A 14,642-nucleotide genomic window follows, 5' to 3' on the forward strand; every position below is an offset into this window, starting at 1 on the left:
AGGGGGTTCAGCCCTGTCGCCCAGGGCTCAGACCCTCAGCGGCTCACCCTCGTCGTCCCGCGCCGTGGGGGCGGCCACCGCGTCCACGGCCTCGTCGTGAGTGAGGTCGGGCAGCCGGTGCAGCCACTTCGGCAGGTACCAGTTGCGCTCGCCGAGCAGCGCCATGACCGCCGGGAGCAGCACGCCCCGGATGATCGTCGCGTCGATGAGCACCGCGGCCGCGAGACCCACGCCCATCTGCTTCATCGACTGCATGGACAGCGTCCCGAAGATCGCGAACACGGCGACCATGATGACGGCGGCACTGGTGACGACGCCGGCCGTGGTGACCACGCCGTGCTGGATCGCGTCCTTCGTGCTGCGGCCCCGCAGGTGCGCCTCGCGGATCCGCGAGACCACGAACACGTGGTAGTCCATCGACAGGCCGAACAGGATCACGAAGAGGAACAGCGGCAGCCAGGTGATGATGGCGCCGACGCCCTCCGCGCCCACCAGCGAGGCGCCCCAGCCGTGCTGGAAGACCGCGACGAGGATGCCGTAGGCGGCGCCCACCGACAGCAGGTTGAGCACGATCGAGGTGATCGCGACCGTCAGCGAGCGGAACGACAGCAGCATCAGCACGAAGGCGAAGACCACGACGAACGCGAACACCGGGACGACCGCTCCGGCCAGTTGGTCGTTGAAGTCCTTGGAACCGGCGACCTGTCCGGTGATCGGTGCCTCGACACCGTCGACCTTGCCGAGGGTGGCCGGACGCACCTCGTCGCGCAGTGTGTCCAGGCTCCGGCCGGCCTTGTCCAGGTCGGAGCCGCCCACCAGCGGGACGTACACGAAGGCGAGGTTCTGCGCGTCGTGCAGCTTGATCTCGACCGGGCCGCGCGAGGCGCCCGAGGAGATCGCCTTCGCCTTGAAGTCGGCCAGCGCGCCGGTGACTTCGGGGGCGTTGATGTCGGCCGCCCTGACGACCACCTCGGCCGGCTCCGAGCCGCCGGGGAAGGCGTCGTTGACCCGGTTGTACGTCTGCACGATCGGCAGCGAGTCGCCGAACTCCTGGTCCAGCGTGAGGTTCTGGGTCTTCATGCCGAGCGCGGGCGCCGCGATGGCGAGCAGCGCGCCGGCCGCGACCACGACCGAGATGACGGGCTTGGCGAGCACGCCCTTCAGTACGGCGGTCCAGAACCGGCTCTCCGGGTTGACGCCCCGCTTGCGGCGCAGCCGGCTCTCCGGGTGCAGGAAGGGGATCCTGCCCTTCTCGACCCGCCCGCCCAGCAGTGAGAGCAGCGCGGGCAGCACGGTCACGGAACCGACCATGGCGACCGCCACGACCATCAGCGAGGCCAGGCCCATCGCCTCGAACTCGGCGAGCCCGGTGAACAGCATGCCTGCCATGGCCACGCACACCGTCACACCCGAGACGATGATCGCGCGGCCACTGGTGGCGGCGGCGATGCGAAGGGCGGTCTGGGCGTCCCGTCCGGCCTGCCGCTCCTCGCGCTCACGGCGCAGATAGAACAGGCAGTAGTCGACGCCCACGGCCAGGCCGACCAGGAGCATCACCGAGTTGGCGGTGTCGCTCATCGGCATGACATGGCTGACGACGCCCATCAGGCCCATCGTCGCCATGATCGCGGTGACCGCGAGGGCCACCGGCAGCAGCGCCGCGACCAGCGCGCCGAACGCGATGAGCAGGATGCCGAGGGCCACCGGTACGGCGGAGAGCTCGGCCTTCTGGAAGTCGTCGCCGAACGCGTCGTCGAACGTCTTCATCATGCTGGCGCCGCCGATCTCCTCGATCCGCAGCGACCCGTGCTCCTTCTGCACCCCCTCGACGGCCTCAAGCACCGGCTCGACCCGGTCCCCGGCGGTGTCCGCCTCACCGCGCATGTCGAACCGCACGAGCGCGCTGCGGCCGTCCTTGGAGATCGTGTTCGTGTCGTACGGCGAGGTCACGTCGGTGACCTTGCCGGTGCCCTCGACGGCCTTCACGACCGCGGTGACGGCCGCCTTGAAGTCGGCGTCGGTCGCCTTGCCACCGGCGTCCTTCGCCTGGATCAGCACCGTCTCACTGGCCGGCTCGTCGATCCCGGCGTCCTCGATGATCTTCGCGGCGGTGTGGGTCTCGCCCTTGAGCTGGTCGCTGTCCTTGACGTCGACCCGGCCCGCCGCCGAGCCGAGTCCCATCGCCAGGACGACGAACAGCACCCAGATACCGACGGCAGCCCATCGGTGCCGTGCGCTCCAGCCGCCGGCCCGGGCGGCCAGGCCACGCACCCTTGCGTCTCCGTTCCCCATGACGGGCTTGCCCCCTTGTGAGCGGTGGCAGCCGCCTGCCGCCACCTTTCACTTAGAAGGTATGAGCCGGATAAACCCGTCTCGTCGTGCTGTCCGGTGAGGTGCGGGGCCTACAGGCTCCTCCCAAGGGACCGCGCGCCCTCCGTACCGGGGAGGACCGTGACCCTTACATCTAAAGGACCGTGTGCGGGGCGGTGATCGGGGTCCGCGCGAGCGCCGTCCTAGGGTGGGCGCATGACGACCACGTACGCGGCGCTGCTGCGCGGAATCAACGTCGGCGGGAGCAGGAAGGTCCCCATGGCCGACCTGCGCACGCTGATGCAAGACCTCGGACACGGCGGGGTGCGCAGCTACCTCCAGAGCGGGCAGGCCGTGTTCACCGCCGACCACGGCGACGAGGACTCCCTGGCCGCCGACCTCACGGACGCGATCGAGAAGCGGTTCGGCTTCACGGTCGACGTGATCGTCCGTGACCACGCCTACCTGAAGGCGATCGCCGACAACTGCCCTTTCCCGGCCGCCGAACTGGAGGGCAGACAGCTCCACGTCACCTACTTCTCCGCCCCCGTCGACGCCGGCCGCTTCGCGGAGATCGACCAGGCCGCCTACCTCCCCGAGGAGTTCCGCCTCGGCGACCGCGCCCTGTACCTCTACGCCCCGAACGGTCTGGGCCGCTCCAAGCTCGCCGAGCAGCTGTCCAGGCCGCGGCTGAACAAGGGCGTGATCGCCACCAGCCGCAACTGGAACACGGTCGTCAAGCTGGTGGAGATGACGGGTGCCTGACCGCGATCCCGCCGTGGAGGCCGCGGTCCAGGGCGAGTTGCGGCTCCTCGACCCCGAGGTGCGCGCCTCGCCCGAGCTGGTGGGCGCGCTGCTGCACCCCGAGTTCCACGAGTTCGGCGCCTCAGGGCGGCACTGGGACCGAGCGTCGATCATCGCCGCCCTGGCCGGGGCCTCGGATCAGGAGGCCGGGCCGATCGCGGCGTTCGGGATGAAGGGGGTCCGGCTCGCGCCCGACGTCGTTCACCTCACCTTCGAAACGGAGCACAACGGCAGCCGGGCGCACCGCAGTTCGCTGTGGCGGCGCACGCCGAGCGGATGGCTGCTGTACTTCCACCAGGCCACGCCGTTCGCGGGATGACCGGCTGGACGCACAGCGGCCGACACCCCTGTGCGAGGCTCCTGCCATGCGCTACATCATCATCGGGGCAGGTGCGGTCGGCGGGGCCGTCGGGGGGCGGCTCGCGGGGGCCGGGCACGAGGTCGTGCTGGTCGCGCGGGGCGCGCACCTCGCGGCACTCAGGGACGGCGGACTGCGGCTGAGAGTGCCGGACGGCGAGTTCACCCACCGGCTCCAGGTCGTGGACGGACCGGCCCCGCTGGGTGCCCTGCGCGCCGACGACGTGCTCGTCCTCGCCGTGAAGACCCAGGACACGGAAGGCGCCCTGGGCGTCTGGGGCCCGGCCCCGGTCCAGGGCGGTGGCACGGCGGCCGAGCGGCTGCCGCTGCTGTGCGCGCAGAACGGCGTGGAGGGGCAGCGCATGGCCCTGCGCCGCTTCCGGCACGTCTACGGCGTCTGCGTCTGGCTGCCGGCGACCTTCGTGGAACCCGGCGTCGTCAGCGCCGCCTGCGCCCCGCTCACCGGGATGCTGCACCTCGGCCGTTACCCGCACGGCACCGACGAGATCCTGCACCGGATCGCCGCCGACCTGGAGAAGTCCAGGTTCGAGGCGCCGGTCGTGGCGGACGTGACGCGTTGGCAGTACGCCAAGCTGCTGACCAACCTCGGCAACGCCCTGATGGCCCTGAGCGGCCCCGACGACGGCGGAGCGGACAGCAGGTCCCTGCGGCGTCGGGTCCGTGCCGAGGGCGAGGCGGTGCTCGACGCGGCCGGGATCCCGTACGCGAGCGTCGAGGAACAGCGGACGACCCGCGGCGACAAGGTCACCGCCGTCCCGCTCGACGGCGTCCCGGTCGGCGGCTCCTCCTGGCAGTCCCTCGCCCGCGCCACCGGCACCATCGAGGCCGACTACCTCAACGGTGAGATCGTCCTCCTGGGCCGCCTGCACGGCGTCCCGACGCCGCTGAACGAACTTCTCCAAGGCCTGGCCAACACCTTCGCCCGCGAGCGCAGGGCAGCCGGGTCGCTGCCGGTGGGGGAGTTGGCACGGCTGGCCCACGAGGCGGTGGCGGCTGCCGAGGAGTAACGCCTACGCGCTCACCGTCAGCCGCAGCAGCCCCCGCGCTGCCGCCGCGTCGTACCGCCGCAACAGCACCCGCGCCACCTCCGGCGCCGGCCCCAGCACCCCGGCCAGGACGTCCGCCTCGGCCGCGCCCCGCGCGATCCGGTCGGGCAGGAACCCCGGGGCGAGGACGTACGGCGCCACGGCCACCTTCGCGCAGCCCAGGGCCCGCAGTTCCCGCACCGCGTCCTCGGTGCGGGGCAGGGCCGCGGAGGCGAACGCAGGCCGCACGGCGCACCAACCGGTGTGCCGCCACTCCCGCGCGATGTCAGCGATCACTGCGATCGCCTCCGGGTCGGTGGACCCCGCCGAGGCCAGTACGACCCCGGTCGCGGACTTGTCGGCGGGCGTCAACCCCGCCTCGTAGAGCCGCCGTTCGAGCGCCGACAGGAGCAGCGGCGACGGGCCCAGCACCTCCGCCTGCCGGATGCGCAGTTGCGGCGGCGCGTCCCTGAGGACCGCGGGGATGTCCGCCTTCGCATGGAACGCCCGCGTCAACAGCAGCGGCAGCGCTACGACGTCACGGACGCCCTCCGCCGCCAGGGACTCCAACGCCCCCTGCACGGAAGGAATGTTGAAGTCCAGGAAGCCCGTCTCCACCCGTACGTCCGGGCGCAGCGAGCGCACCCGGCGGACGAGAGCGTGCACCGTCGCGGCGTGCCGCGCGTCGCGGCTGCCGTGGGCGATGACCAGGAGAACGGGCTTCATGGACTCAGCTCTTCACCAGCAGACCGCGGCTGCGCAGCACCCACCGCTCCAGCGGGCTGAAGATCAGCAGGTCGATCGCGATGCCGACGAACAGGATGAGCAGGATCGCCTCGAACACCATGGCCATGTCGCTGTTGGTGCGGCCGTTCTCCAGCAACTGACCGAGGCCCACGCCCAGGTCGGGGAACTGGGCGATGATCTCCGCGGCCATCAGCGAGCGCCAGGAGAACGCCCAGCCCTGCTTGAGGCCCGCCACATAGCCGGGCAGCGCGGCGGGCAGCGTGATGTGCCAGATGCCCTTGATGCCCGTCGCACCCATCGTGCGGCCGGCCCGCAGGAACAGCGGCGGCACCTGGTCGACGCCGGACACCAGGCCGTTGGCGATGGAGGGGACCGCGCCGAGCAGGATCACCGCGTACATCATGGAGTTGTTCAGGCCCAGCCAGATCACGGCCGGCGGCACCCACGCCACCGAGGGCAGCGACTGGAGACCGGACAGGATCGGGCCGATGGCCGCGCGGATGAACTTCACCCGGGCCACGATCAGGCCCAGCGGGGTGCCGATGAGCAGGGCGAAGAAGAAGCCCAGCAGACCGCGCGAGACGCTGGTCCAGATGTAGCCGAGCAGATCGCCCGCGAGCCAGGCGTCCTTGAACGTGGAGCCCACGGCCGCCGGCGACGGCAGCTTGGACGGGTCGTCGACGACCGGGTAGAGGAGCGTCCAGACCGCGAGGACCACCGCGAGCGCGATGACCGGCGGCAGGATCTTGTTGACGAGGGTCTGCCGGAGGGTCGGGCGGCCGGTGGCCTGGGTCTCCAGTGCGTCGAGGCCCGCCTCTACGCTGCCGGCGTCCTGGGCCGGTGTCGTGTCAGTGCTGGCCATGACGGCGGATCTCCCCACGCAGTTCTTCGGTGATCTCACGGGCCAGTTCGGCCACGGGCGCGTCCTCGATGCGGCGCGGCTGCGGGATGTCGACCGTCCACTCGCGCGCGATCCGGCCGGGGCGGGAGGACAGCAGGATCACGCGCTGCGCGAGCCGTACCGCCTCGCGCACGTTGTGCGTGACGAACAGGACGGAGATCCCGGTCTCCGTCCAGATCCGGGTGATCTCGTCGTGCAGCACGTCCCGCGTGATGGCGTCGAGGGCCGCGAACGGCTCGTCCATCAGCAGCAGATTGCTCTCCTGCCCGAGCGCGCGGGCCAGTGCCACACGCTGGCGCATACCGCCCGACAGCTCGTGCACGCGCTTGCCGTACGCGCCGTTCAGCCGGACCAGTGCGAGCAGCTCCTCGGCCTTGTCGCGCCGCTCGGGCTTGGCAACTCCCCTGAGCTTCAGGGCGAGTTCGATGTTCTTGCCCGCGGTCAGCCACGGGAAGAGGGCGTGCTCCTGGAACATCAGGGCGGGTCGGCCGTCGGTCGTGATGGACCCGGCGGTCGGGCCGTCGAGCCCGGCCACCAGGTTCAGCAGCGTGGACTTCCCGCAGCCCGAGGCCCCCAGGAGGGTGACGAACTCGCCCGGCGCGACATCGATGCTGACGTCGTCCAGGACGAGCTGCTGTCCACCCGGTCCCGCGAAGGACTTCGAGACGTGCTCAAGGCGTGCGGCGTACTCGACGGACTCGTCGGCCTTGGCGAGCGTCGTGGTCGTGGCCATGGTCGTCACCTCCTGGGAACTCTTCGGGGACCGGACTCAGCTGGTGCCGAGACCGGCGGCGTCGACCGTGGACTCGCCGTCGGCCTTGAGGACCTTGTTGAGGATGGTGAGGTCGTAGATCCCGTTCAGGTCGGGCTTCTTCAGCAGACCGGCCTTGACCGCGTGCTCCGCCTCGGTGTTGAGGGTGGCGGCCAGCGGGTCGTTGGTGAACTGGATCGACTTCCAGGCCGGGTCCAGGACCGCGGGCTTGAGCGCCTTGCCGGAGTCCGCCTCCAGCTGCTTGTTCGCCGCCGCCTTCGCCGCGTCAGGGTTGGCGTTGATCCACTTGTTGGCCTCCACCGACGCCTTCAGGACGGCCTCGACCGCCTTCGGGTGCTCCTTGAGGAAGTCCTGGCGCACGATGATGTTCGTGATCACGAACTTCTTGTCCGGCCACAGCGACGCCTCGTCGAGCAGCACCTTGCCGCCCTCGGCGACCAGCTTCGACGCGGTCGGCTCCGGCACCCAGGCGCCGTCGATGGAACCGGACTTGTAGGCGTCCGGCGTGATCTTGTTGTCGGTGCGGACGACGGTGACGTCACCCTTGCCGCTCTGCGCGTCGACCTTCCAGCCCTGGTCGGCGATCCAGTTGAGGAACGCCACGTCCTGCGTGTTGCCGAGCTGCGGGGTGGCGATCTTCTTGCCCTTGACGTCCTTGAGGGACTTGATCTTGTCCGGGTTGACGACCAGCTTCACACCGCCGGAGGCCGAACCGCCGATGATCTTCAGGCTCTTGCCGCCCGACTTGACGTAGCCGTTGATCGACGGGGAGGGGCCGATCCAGCCGATGTCGATCGACTTGGAGTTGAGCGCCTCGATCTCGGAAGGTCCGGCGTTGAAGGTCGCGTACGAGGCCTTGGTGGCCCCGAGCTCCTTCTGGAAGAAGCCCTTGTTCACCCCGACGAGCGCGGTGCCGTGGGTCAGGTTGCCGAAGTAGCCGATCTTGACGGAGCCGAGACCGTCGATCTTCTTCGCCCCGGCGGCGACCTTGGCGGTGTCGGTGTCCTTGGAGTCCGAGCCGTAGCCGCAAGCGGCGAGGGTGAGCAGCGGGAGCGCGGCGATGACCGCGAGGGAGCGGCGAAGAGCGGATGTAGCAGGCACGGGAGGTGTTCCTCTCGGAGGCCCGGCGGTCACGGTCTTTCAGGTCGTGGCCGGGAGGTTGGCAGGTTGCGTCTACGGCTGTGGGGGGACGGGGCGCGCAAGCGGTGCGCGTACGTCAGCGCACACATCGCGCCACTCCGCCCTGCCCGCTGCCGAGCGCGCCGCTGCCTACGCGGCCGCCCTCCTTCGCGAACGTGGAGTAGTAGTCGGTGGAGTTCATGTCAGAAGTCCCACCCGTCGTCCTCGGACTCGTCCTTGACGGGCTCGGGGGACGCGAACGACTCGCCGACCATGCCCGCGGTGAGGGTGGTGCCGTCGTTCGGGTCGATGAGGATGAACGAACCGGTGCGCCGCGAGTCCGAGTAGGAGTCGACGGGCAGCGGCTCGGCGGTACGGATCTTCACCCGGCCGATGTCGTTGGCGATGAGCTGTCCCGGATGCGGGTGCAGGGACAGGTCGTCGAGCGTGAGCCGGGACGGGATGTCCTTGACGATCGCCTTGACCGTGCGGGTGCCGTGCTTGAGCAGCACCCGGTGGCCGACGGTCAGCGGGGCGTCGGCGACATGGCAGACGGTCGCCTCGATGTCCTGGGTGGTCGGCGGGGCGTCCTTGCTGGGCACCAGCAGGTCGCCGCGCGAGATGTCGATGTCGTCCTCCAGGAGGATCGTCACCGACTGGGTCGTCCAGGCCACGTCGACCGGCTCGCCGAGCAGGTCGATGCCGGCGATCTTCGTGGAGCGGCCCGAGGGCAGCACGGTGATCTGCTCGCCCACGTGGAACGAACCGGCGGCGATCTGACCGGCGTAGCCCCGGTAGTCGGGGTGCTCGGCGGTCTGCGGCCGGATCACGTACTGCACGGGAAGGCGGGCGTGGCAGTGGCTCAGGTCATGGGCGACCGGGACCGTCTCCAGGTGCTCCAGGACCGTCGGGCCGCCGTACCAGTCCATGTTCGCGGACGGTTCCACCACGTTGTCGCCGGCGAGCGCCGAGATCGGGATCGCGGTCACGTCCGGGACGCCCAGCTCGGTCGCGTACGCCGTGAACTCCTCGGCGATCGCGGCGAAGACGGGCTCGGCGTAGTCGACGAGGTCCATCTTGTTGACCGCGAGCACCACGTGCGGCACCCGCAGCAGCGCGGCGAGGGCCGCGTGCCGGCGGGTCTGCTCCACGACCCCGTTGCGGGCGTCGATCAGGATCACCGTCAGCTCGGCCGTGGAGGCACCCGTCACCATGTTGCGGGTGTACTGCACATGGCCGGGGGTGTCGGCGAGGATGAACCGGCGCCTGGGCGTGGCGAAGTAGCGGTAGGCCACGTCGATGGTGATGCCCTGCTCGCGCTCGGCGCGCAGACCGTCCGTCAGCAGCGCGAGGTCCGGGGCGTCCTGGCCGCGCGAGGCCGAGACGCGCTCCACGGCCTCCAACTGGTCGGTGAGGACCGACTTGGAGTCGTGCAGCAGCCGGCCGACGAGGGTGGACTTGCCGTCGTCGACGGAACCCGCGGTCGCGAACCGCAGCAGGGTGGACTCCGAGAGCACCTCGGAAATGGTCGTGCTCATGTCTAGAAGTACCCCTCGCGCTTGCGGTCTTCCATCGCGGCCTCGGACATCTTGTCGTCGGCGCGGGTGGCGCCGCGCTCGGTGAGCCGGGAGGCCGCGATCTCCGTGATGACCTTCTCGATGCTGTCGGCGTCGGAGTCGACGGCACCCGTGCAGGACATGTCACCGACGGTCCGGTAGCGCACGAGACGCTTCTCGACGGTCTCGCCGTCCTTGGGCCCGCCCCACTCGCCGGCCGTCAGCCACATGCCGCTGCGCGAGAAGACCTCACGCTCGTGGGCGAAGTAGATCTCCGGCAGTTCGATCTTCTCGCGGGCGATGTACTGCCAGACGTCCAGCTCGGTCCAGTTGGACAGCGGGAAGACCCGGACGTGCTCGCCGGGGGCGTGCCGGCCGTTGTACAGGTTCCACAGCTCGGGGCGCTGGCGGCGCGGGTCCCACTGCGAGAACTCGTCGCGCAGCGAGAACACCCGCTCCTTGGCGCGGGCCTTCTCCTCGTCCCGGCGGCCACCGCCGAAGACCGCGTCGAACTTCTCCGCCTGGATCTTCTCGGTGAGCGGCAGGGTCTGGAGCGGGTTGCGGGTCCCGTCCGGACGCTCCTTGAGCACACCGCGGTCGATGTAGTCCTGTACCGAGGCCACATGGAGACGCAGCCCATGGGCGGCGACCACACGGTCGCGGTACTCGAGCACCTCGGGGAAGTTGTGGCCCGTGTCCACGTGCAGCAGCGAGAACGGGATCGCCGCGGGGGCGAATGCCTTCAGCGCCAGGTGCAGCATGACGATGGAGTCCTTGCCGCCGGAGAACAGGATCACCGGCCGCTCGAACTCGCCCGCCACCTCACGGAAGATGTGCACGGCCTCGGACTCGAGGGCGTCCAGGTGGGACAGGGTGTACGGAGCCTGCGTACCGTCTCCGCCACCCTTCACCGCCGCGACGGTCGTCGTCATGCCAGTCCCCTCTCGGTGAGCAGCGCGTGGACCGCGGCCGCGGACTCCTGGACGGTCTGGTTCTGCGACTCGATCCGCAGATCGGGCGACTCGGGCTCCTCGTAGGGGTCGTCGACCCCGGTCAGCCCGGACAGCTCACCCGCGGCCTGCTTGGCGTACAGGCCCTTCACATCGCGTACGGAGCACACCTCGACCGGAGTCGCCACATGGATCTCCAGGTACGCGGCACCGCTCTCCTGGTGGCGCTTGCGCACCGCCTCACGGCTGTCGGTGTAGGGCGCGATGACCGGGACCAGCGCCTTGACGCCGTTGCGGGCGAGGAGTTCGGCGAGGAAGCCGATGCGCTGCACGTTGGTGTGCCGGTCCTCGCGGCTGAAGCCGAGACCCGCGGAGATGAACTCGCGGATCTCGTCGCCGTCGAGCACCTCGACGAGGTGGCCCTCCTCGCGCAGCCGGCCCGCCAGCTCGTACGCGATGGTGGTCTTGCCGGCACTCGGCAGACCTGTGAGCCAGACGGTGGCTCCGGTCGTCACGTGCAACTCCTTGGTAGATGTCGTCATCCGTGCAGCCCGCACTCGGTCTTGGAACGTCCCGCCCAGCGGCCGGCGCGCGCGTCCTCGCCCTCCAGGACACGGCGGGTGCAGGGGGCGCAGCCGACGGACGCGTAGCCGTCCATCAGCAGGGGGTTGGTCAGGACGCCGTGCTCGCTGACGTACGCGTCCACGTCGTCCTGGGTCCAGCGGGCGATCGGGGAGATCTTGACCTTCTGCCGCTTCTCGTCCCAGCCGACCACCGGGGTGTTCGCCCGGGTCGGCGACTCGTCGCGGCGCAGCCCGGTCGCCCAGGCCAGGTAGTCCTTCAGACCCCGCTCCAGCGGCTCGACCTTGCGCATCCTGCAGCACAGGTCGGGGTCGCGGTCGTGCAGCTTCGGGCCGAACTCGGCGTCCTGCTCGGCGACCGTCCGCGTCGGCGACAGCGTGATGACGTTCACGTCCATCACGGCGTCGACCGCGTCCCGGGTGCCGATGGTCTCCTCGAAGTGGTAGCCGGTGTCGAGGAAGACGACGTCCACTCCCTTCCTCGCGCGGGACGCGAGGTGGGCGACCACCGCGTCCTCCATCGAGGAGGTGACGCAGAAACGCTTGCCGAAGGTGTCGACCGCCCACTGGAGGATCTCCAGCGCGGAGGCGTCCTCCAGGTCCCGGCCCGCCTGCTCGGCGAGGGCCTTGAGGTCGTCGGTCGTGCGCTCTTCCTGAATCGCGGTCATATCTGATCTCCCCCTGCGTCGGTGTGTCGAAGGCCCCGGGCGAGCAGCCCGAGGAACTTCAACTGGAATGCGCGGTTGCAGGCCCCGCATTCCCAGGCGCCGTGAGACTCCTCGCTCGGACGGAGGTCCTCGTCGCCGCAGTAGGGGCAGTAGAAGGGGGCGGCCCGCTCACTCACGGCCCCTCCTTTCGCTGTCGTTCGCTGACGCTCACGACAGTGCCTCCTCGCTGGCACGCGAGGCCCAGGCGGCGAAGCGCTCGCCCTCCTCGCGCTCGGCCTGGAACCGCTTCAGGACCCGCTCGACGTAGTCGGGCAGTTCCTCGGCGGTGACCTTCAGGCCACGCACCTTGCGGCCGAAGGCGGCCTCCAGGCCGAGGGCGCCGCCCAGATGCACCTGGTAGCCCTCGACCTGCTCGCCGCGGTCGTTGAGGACCAGCTGGCCCTTGAGACCGATGTCCGCCACCTGGATACGGGCGCAGGCGTTCGGGCAGCCGTTGAGGTTGATGGTGAGCGGCTCGTCGAACTCCGGGATCCGGCGCTCCAGTTCGTCGATGAGCGAGGAACCGCGTTGCTTGGTCTCGACGATGGCGAGCTTGCAGTACTCGATGCCGGTGCAGGCCATGGTGCCGCGCCGGAACGGGGAGGGCTTCGCGGTGAGGTCCAGCGCCTCCAGGGCCTCGACCAGCGGCTGGACCTGCGCCTCCTCGACATCGAGGATGATCATCTTCTGCTCGACGGTGGTCCGTACCCGGCCCGAGCCGTGTGCCTCCGCGGTCTCGGCGATCTTCGTCAGCGTGGTGCCGTCGATACGGCCGACGCGCGGGGCGAAACCGACGTAGAACAGGCCGTCCTTCTGGCGGTGCACGCCGACGTGGTCGCGCCAGCGGCCCGAGGGCTCGGCGGGCGCCGGGCCGTCGACCAGCTTGCGCTCCAGGTAGTCGTCCTCCAGGACCTGGCGGAACTTCTCCGGGCCCCAGTCGGCCACGAGGAACTTCAGACGGGCCCGGGTGCGCAGGCGCCGGTAGCCCCAGTCGCGGAAGATGCCGACCACACCGGCCCACACCTCGGGCACCTCGGCCAGCGGAACCCAGGCGCCCAGCCGGACGCCGAGCTTCGGGTTGGTGGACAGGCCGCCGCCGACCCACAGGTCGAAGCCGGGGCCGTGCTCGGGGTGCTCGACGCCGACGAAGGCGATGTCGTTGATCTCGTGGACCACGTCGAGGAGCGGGGAGCCGGAGATCGCCGTCTTGAACTTGCGCGGCAGGTTGGAGAACTCCTTGCTGCCGATGTACCGCTCGTGGATCTCGTCGATCGCCCAGGAGCCGTCGATGATCTCGTCCTCGGCGATGCCGGCGACCGGCGAGCCGATGATCACGCGCGGGGTGTCACCGCAGGCCTCGGTGGTGGACAGGCCGACCGCCTCCAGGCGGTTCCAGATCTCCGGGACGTCCTCGATGCGGATCCAGTGCAGCTGGATGTTCTGCCGGTCGGTGACGTCCGCGCTGCCGCGCGCGAACTCCTCGGAGATCTCACCGATCACCCGCAGCTGCTGGGTGGTGAGGCGTCCGCCGTCGATCCGCACCCGCAGCATGAAGTACTTGTCGTCCAGCTCCTCCGGCTCCAGGATCGCGGTCTTGCCGCCGTCGATCCCGGGCTTGCGCTGGGTGTAGAGGCCCCACCAGCGCATCCGGCCGCGCAGGTCGTTGGGGTCGATCGAGTCGAAGCCGCGCTTCGAGTAGATCGTCTCAATGCGTGTCCGCACATTGAGACCGTCGTCGTCCTTCTTGAACTGCTCGTTGCCGTTCAGCGGGGTGTGGTGCCCCGCGGCCCACTGACCCTCACCGCGGTGACGGCTCACCTTGCGGCGGGGCGCTGCGGCGGCAGGGTTCTGCGGGGTGGCGGCCATCGTTGTACGTCCTTCGGGACAGGCGGGAAGCGGCTCTTACCTGCGCGTACGGGCGCATGGGTGTACCTGCGCGTCATTGCGCGGGGAGGAGAACGAGAGGATGTGCCGGGTGACGCTGCGGCTCGTCAGCGCACCGGACAGATGGCGCTGGACATGCGGCCGAGATCGACGTGCCGCCGACTCACCAAGGCAATTCCAGTTCCAGACATGACGGAAGCGTGTCACGGCGATCTGGACACAGTCCAGCTTTATCCATCATGTGGACATCCTTGTCTCGAAAGGCGAGACGAGGGTGTTGTTGGTCACAAAGATCGCGGGGACTCTTGTTCCCGCAGGTCAGGCCGGGTAGGCGCCGGGCCAGGGGCCGGGGGCGGGCACCTCCGCCTCCTCCTCCACCTTGGTGTCGAAAAGCTGGAAGCCACGGCGCTGGTAGTTGGCCATCGCGTGCTCGCCGTCCTTGGAGCAGGTGTGCAGCCAGACCCGCTTGGTGTCGGTCAGCCCCGGCCAGCGGTCCGCGAGGTCCCAGGCGCGGGCGGTGCCGTAGGAGAGGAGGTGGCCGCCGATCCGGCGGCCGCGGAAGGCGGGGATCAGGCCGAAGTAGGCGATCTCCACGACACCGTCGTCCTGGGACTCCAGCTCGACATAGCCGGCGGGCGTGCCGCGGTCGTAGGCCACCCAGGTCTCCACGCCCGGCCGCTCCAGGTGCTCCCGCCACCGCGCGTACGTCCAGGAGAGCCGGTCGGTCCAGCGGATGTCGCCACCCACCGACGCGTAGAGGAAGCGGCTGAACTCGGGGGAGGGGACCTCCGCGCGGCTGATGCGGACGTCGCCCTCCGGAGGTTCGGCCGGGAGGAGGTCGGTCGGGGCGGTCTGTTCCAGGGACCAGGTGGTCACGGGGATGTTCGGCATGACCGTCAGGGAATCAT

16 protein-coding genes are annotated in these 14,642 nt (G+C 70.0%); 3 read left to right on the forward strand and 13 right to left on the reverse strand.

Annotated elements, in window-relative coordinates; genetic code table 11:
• Window positions 1-27: 27 nt before the first annotated feature.
• On the reverse strand, window positions 28-2,292 hold the full coding sequence (locus tag ACIRP7_RS39445) for an MMPL family transporter (protein ID WP_403669886.1): 2,265 nt from the start codon (window positions 2,290-2,292) through the stop codon (window positions 28-30).
• Window positions 2,293-2,526: 234 nt separating this feature from the next.
• Between ACIRP7_RS39445 and ACIRP7_RS39450 the strand changes: the two genes are divergently transcribed.
• The 3 genes from ACIRP7_RS39450 to ACIRP7_RS39460 are packed head-to-tail and all read left to right on the forward strand — an operon-like array spanning window position 2,527 to window position 4,499.
• Window positions 2,527-3,075 carry a DUF1697 domain-containing protein gene (locus tag ACIRP7_RS39450; protein WP_403669889.1) on the forward strand — a complete coding sequence of 183 codons (549 nt, stop codon included), beginning with the start codon at window positions 2,527-2,529 and terminating at the stop codon, window positions 3,073-3,075.
• Entirely contained in the window at window positions 3,068-3,433 is a 366-nt protein-coding gene (locus ACIRP7_RS39455; RefSeq protein WP_403669892.1) for a DUF4440 domain-containing protein, read from the forward strand. Before ACIRP7_RS39450 ends, ACIRP7_RS39455 begins: the two co-directional genes overlap by 8 nt.
• Before the next feature lie 46 nt (window positions 3,434-3,479).
• Entirely contained in the window at window positions 3,480-4,499 is a 1,020-nt protein-coding gene (locus ACIRP7_RS39460) for a ketopantoate reductase family protein (protein ID WP_403669895.1), read from the forward strand.
• A 3-nt stretch (window positions 4,500-4,502) separates the two neighbouring features.
• Here ACIRP7_RS39460 and ACIRP7_RS39465 read toward each other — a convergent pair whose 3' ends face one another.
• The 12 genes from ACIRP7_RS39465 to ACIRP7_RS39520 all read right to left on the reverse strand — a co-directional run bounded on the left by ACIRP7_RS39465 (window position 4,503) and on the right by ACIRP7_RS39520 (window position 14,625).
• The gene (locus ACIRP7_RS39465; RefSeq protein WP_403669897.1) at window positions 4,503-5,243 is read right to left on the reverse strand and encodes a sirohydrochlorin chelatase; all 741 of its coding nucleotides are present in this window, start codon (window positions 5,241-5,243) and stop codon (window positions 4,503-4,505) included.
• Between the two features lie 4 nt (window positions 5,244-5,247).
• Window positions 5,248-6,126 (reverse strand): ABC transporter permease, encoded by an 879-nt coding sequence (locus tag ACIRP7_RS39470; protein ID WP_355936335.1) that lies wholly within the window; start codon window positions 6,124-6,126, stop codon window positions 5,248-5,250.
• Entirely contained in the window at window positions 6,113-6,898 is a 786-nt protein-coding gene (locus tag ACIRP7_RS39475) for an ABC transporter ATP-binding protein (RefSeq protein ID WP_403669900.1), read from the reverse strand. Before ACIRP7_RS39475 ends, ACIRP7_RS39470 begins: the two co-directional genes overlap by 14 nt.
• Before the next feature lie 36 nt (window positions 6,899-6,934).
• Window positions 6,935-8,038, reverse strand: coding sequence for an ABC transporter substrate-binding protein (locus ACIRP7_RS39480; protein ID WP_403669903.1), 1,104 nt, complete (start codon window positions 8,036-8,038; stop codon window positions 6,935-6,937).
• Between the two features lie 221 nt (window positions 8,039-8,259).
• Complete coding sequence (locus ACIRP7_RS39485) at window positions 8,260-9,594, reverse strand: sulfate adenylyltransferase subunit 1 (RefSeq protein WP_403669906.1); 1,335 nt, start codon at window positions 9,592-9,594, stop codon at window positions 8,260-8,262.
• A 2-nt stretch (window positions 9,595-9,596) separates the two neighbouring features.
• A complete protein-coding gene (cysD, locus tag ACIRP7_RS39490) occupies window positions 9,597-10,544 on the reverse strand; it encodes a sulfate adenylyltransferase subunit CysD (protein ID WP_403669909.1) in 948 nt (315 codons plus the stop codon).
• On the reverse strand, window positions 10,541-11,104 hold the full coding sequence (gene cysC / locus ACIRP7_RS39495) for an adenylyl-sulfate kinase (protein WP_403669911.1): 564 nt from the start codon (window positions 11,102-11,104) through the stop codon (window positions 10,541-10,543). Before cysC ends, cysD begins: the two co-directional genes overlap by 4 nt.
• Window positions 11,101-11,811 carry a phosphoadenylyl-sulfate reductase gene (locus ACIRP7_RS39500; protein WP_403669914.1) on the reverse strand — a complete coding sequence of 237 codons (711 nt, stop codon included), beginning with the start codon at window positions 11,809-11,811 and terminating at the stop codon, window positions 11,101-11,103. The genes cysC and ACIRP7_RS39500 overlap by 4 nt, the downstream gene beginning before the upstream one ends.
• The gene (locus ACIRP7_RS39505) at window positions 11,808-11,987 is read right to left on the reverse strand and encodes a hypothetical protein (protein ID WP_403669917.1); all 180 of its coding nucleotides are present in this window, start codon (window positions 11,985-11,987) and stop codon (window positions 11,808-11,810) included. Before ACIRP7_RS39505 ends, ACIRP7_RS39500 begins: the two co-directional genes overlap by 4 nt.
• Before the next feature lie 31 nt (window positions 11,988-12,018).
• On the reverse strand, window positions 12,019-13,716 hold the full coding sequence (locus ACIRP7_RS39510; RefSeq protein WP_403669919.1) for a nitrite/sulfite reductase: 1,698 nt from the start codon (window positions 13,714-13,716) through the stop codon (window positions 12,019-12,021).
• Between the two features lie 125 nt (window positions 13,717-13,841).
• Window positions 13,842-13,925, reverse strand: coding sequence for a putative leader peptide (locus ACIRP7_RS39515; RefSeq protein ID WP_349817346.1), 84 nt, complete (start codon window positions 13,923-13,925; stop codon window positions 13,842-13,844).
• A gap of 127 nt (window positions 13,926-14,052) precedes the next feature.
• Window positions 14,053-14,625 carry a GNAT family N-acetyltransferase gene (locus ACIRP7_RS39520; protein ID WP_403669922.1) on the reverse strand — a complete coding sequence of 191 codons (573 nt, stop codon included), beginning with the start codon at window positions 14,623-14,625 and terminating at the stop codon, window positions 14,053-14,055.
• Between the last annotated feature and the right edge of the window lie 17 nt (window positions 14,626-14,642).

This window comes from Streptomyces sp. NPDC102270 (assembly GCF_044766405.1).
GTDB lineage: Bacteria > Actinomycetota > Actinomycetes > Streptomycetales > Streptomycetaceae > Streptomyces.

What these genes read in the sequence shown, in the direction of transcription:
- ACIRP7_RS39465 (WP_403669897.1), bottom strand. Translation starts at nt 5,243, where the DNA reads ATGAAGCCCGTTCTCCTGGTCATCGCCCACGGCAGCCGCGACGCGCGG.
- ACIRP7_RS39520 (WP_403669922.1), bottom strand. Translation starts at nt 14,625, where the DNA reads ATGCCGAACATCCCCGTGACCACCTGGTCCCTGGAACAGACCGCCCCG.
- ACIRP7_RS39460 (WP_403669895.1), top strand. Translation starts at nt 3,480, where the DNA reads ATGCGCTACATCATCATCGGGGCAGGTGCGGTCGGCGGGGCCGTCGGG.
- ACIRP7_RS39470 (WP_355936335.1), bottom strand. Translation starts at nt 6,126, where the DNA reads ATGGCCAGCACTGACACGACACCGGCCCAGGACGCCGGCAGCGTAGAG.
- ACIRP7_RS39515 (WP_349817346.1), bottom strand. Translation starts at nt 13,925, where the DNA reads ATGTCTGGAACTGGAATTGCCTTGGTGAGTCGGCGGCACGTCGATCTC.
- cysC (WP_403669911.1), bottom strand. Translation starts at nt 11,104, where the DNA reads ATGACGACATCTACCAAGGAGTTGCACGTGACGACCGGAGCCACCGTC.
- ACIRP7_RS39445 (WP_403669886.1), bottom strand. Translation starts at nt 2,292, where the DNA reads ATGGGGAACGGAGACGCAAGGGTGCGTGGCCTGGCCGCCCGGGCCGGC.
- ACIRP7_RS39510 (WP_403669919.1), bottom strand. Translation starts at nt 13,716, where the DNA reads ATGGCCGCCACCCCGCAGAACCCTGCCGCCGCAGCGCCCCGCCGCAAG.
- ACIRP7_RS39500 (WP_403669914.1), bottom strand. Translation starts at nt 11,811, where the DNA reads ATGACCGCGATTCAGGAAGAGCGCACGACCGACGACCTCAAGGCCCTC.
- ACIRP7_RS39475 (WP_403669900.1), bottom strand. Translation starts at nt 6,898, where the DNA reads ATGGCCACGACCACGACGCTCGCCAAGGCCGACGAGTCCGTCGAGTAC.
- ACIRP7_RS39485 (WP_403669906.1), bottom strand. Translation starts at nt 9,594, where the DNA reads ATGAGCACGACCATTTCCGAGGTGCTCTCGGAGTCCACCCTGCTGCGG.
- cysD (WP_403669909.1), bottom strand. Translation starts at nt 10,544, where the DNA reads ATGACGACGACCGTCGCGGCGGTGAAGGGTGGCGGAGACGGTACGCAG.
- ACIRP7_RS39450 (WP_403669889.1), top strand. Translation starts at nt 2,527, where the DNA reads ATGACGACCACGTACGCGGCGCTGCTGCGCGGAATCAACGTCGGCGGG.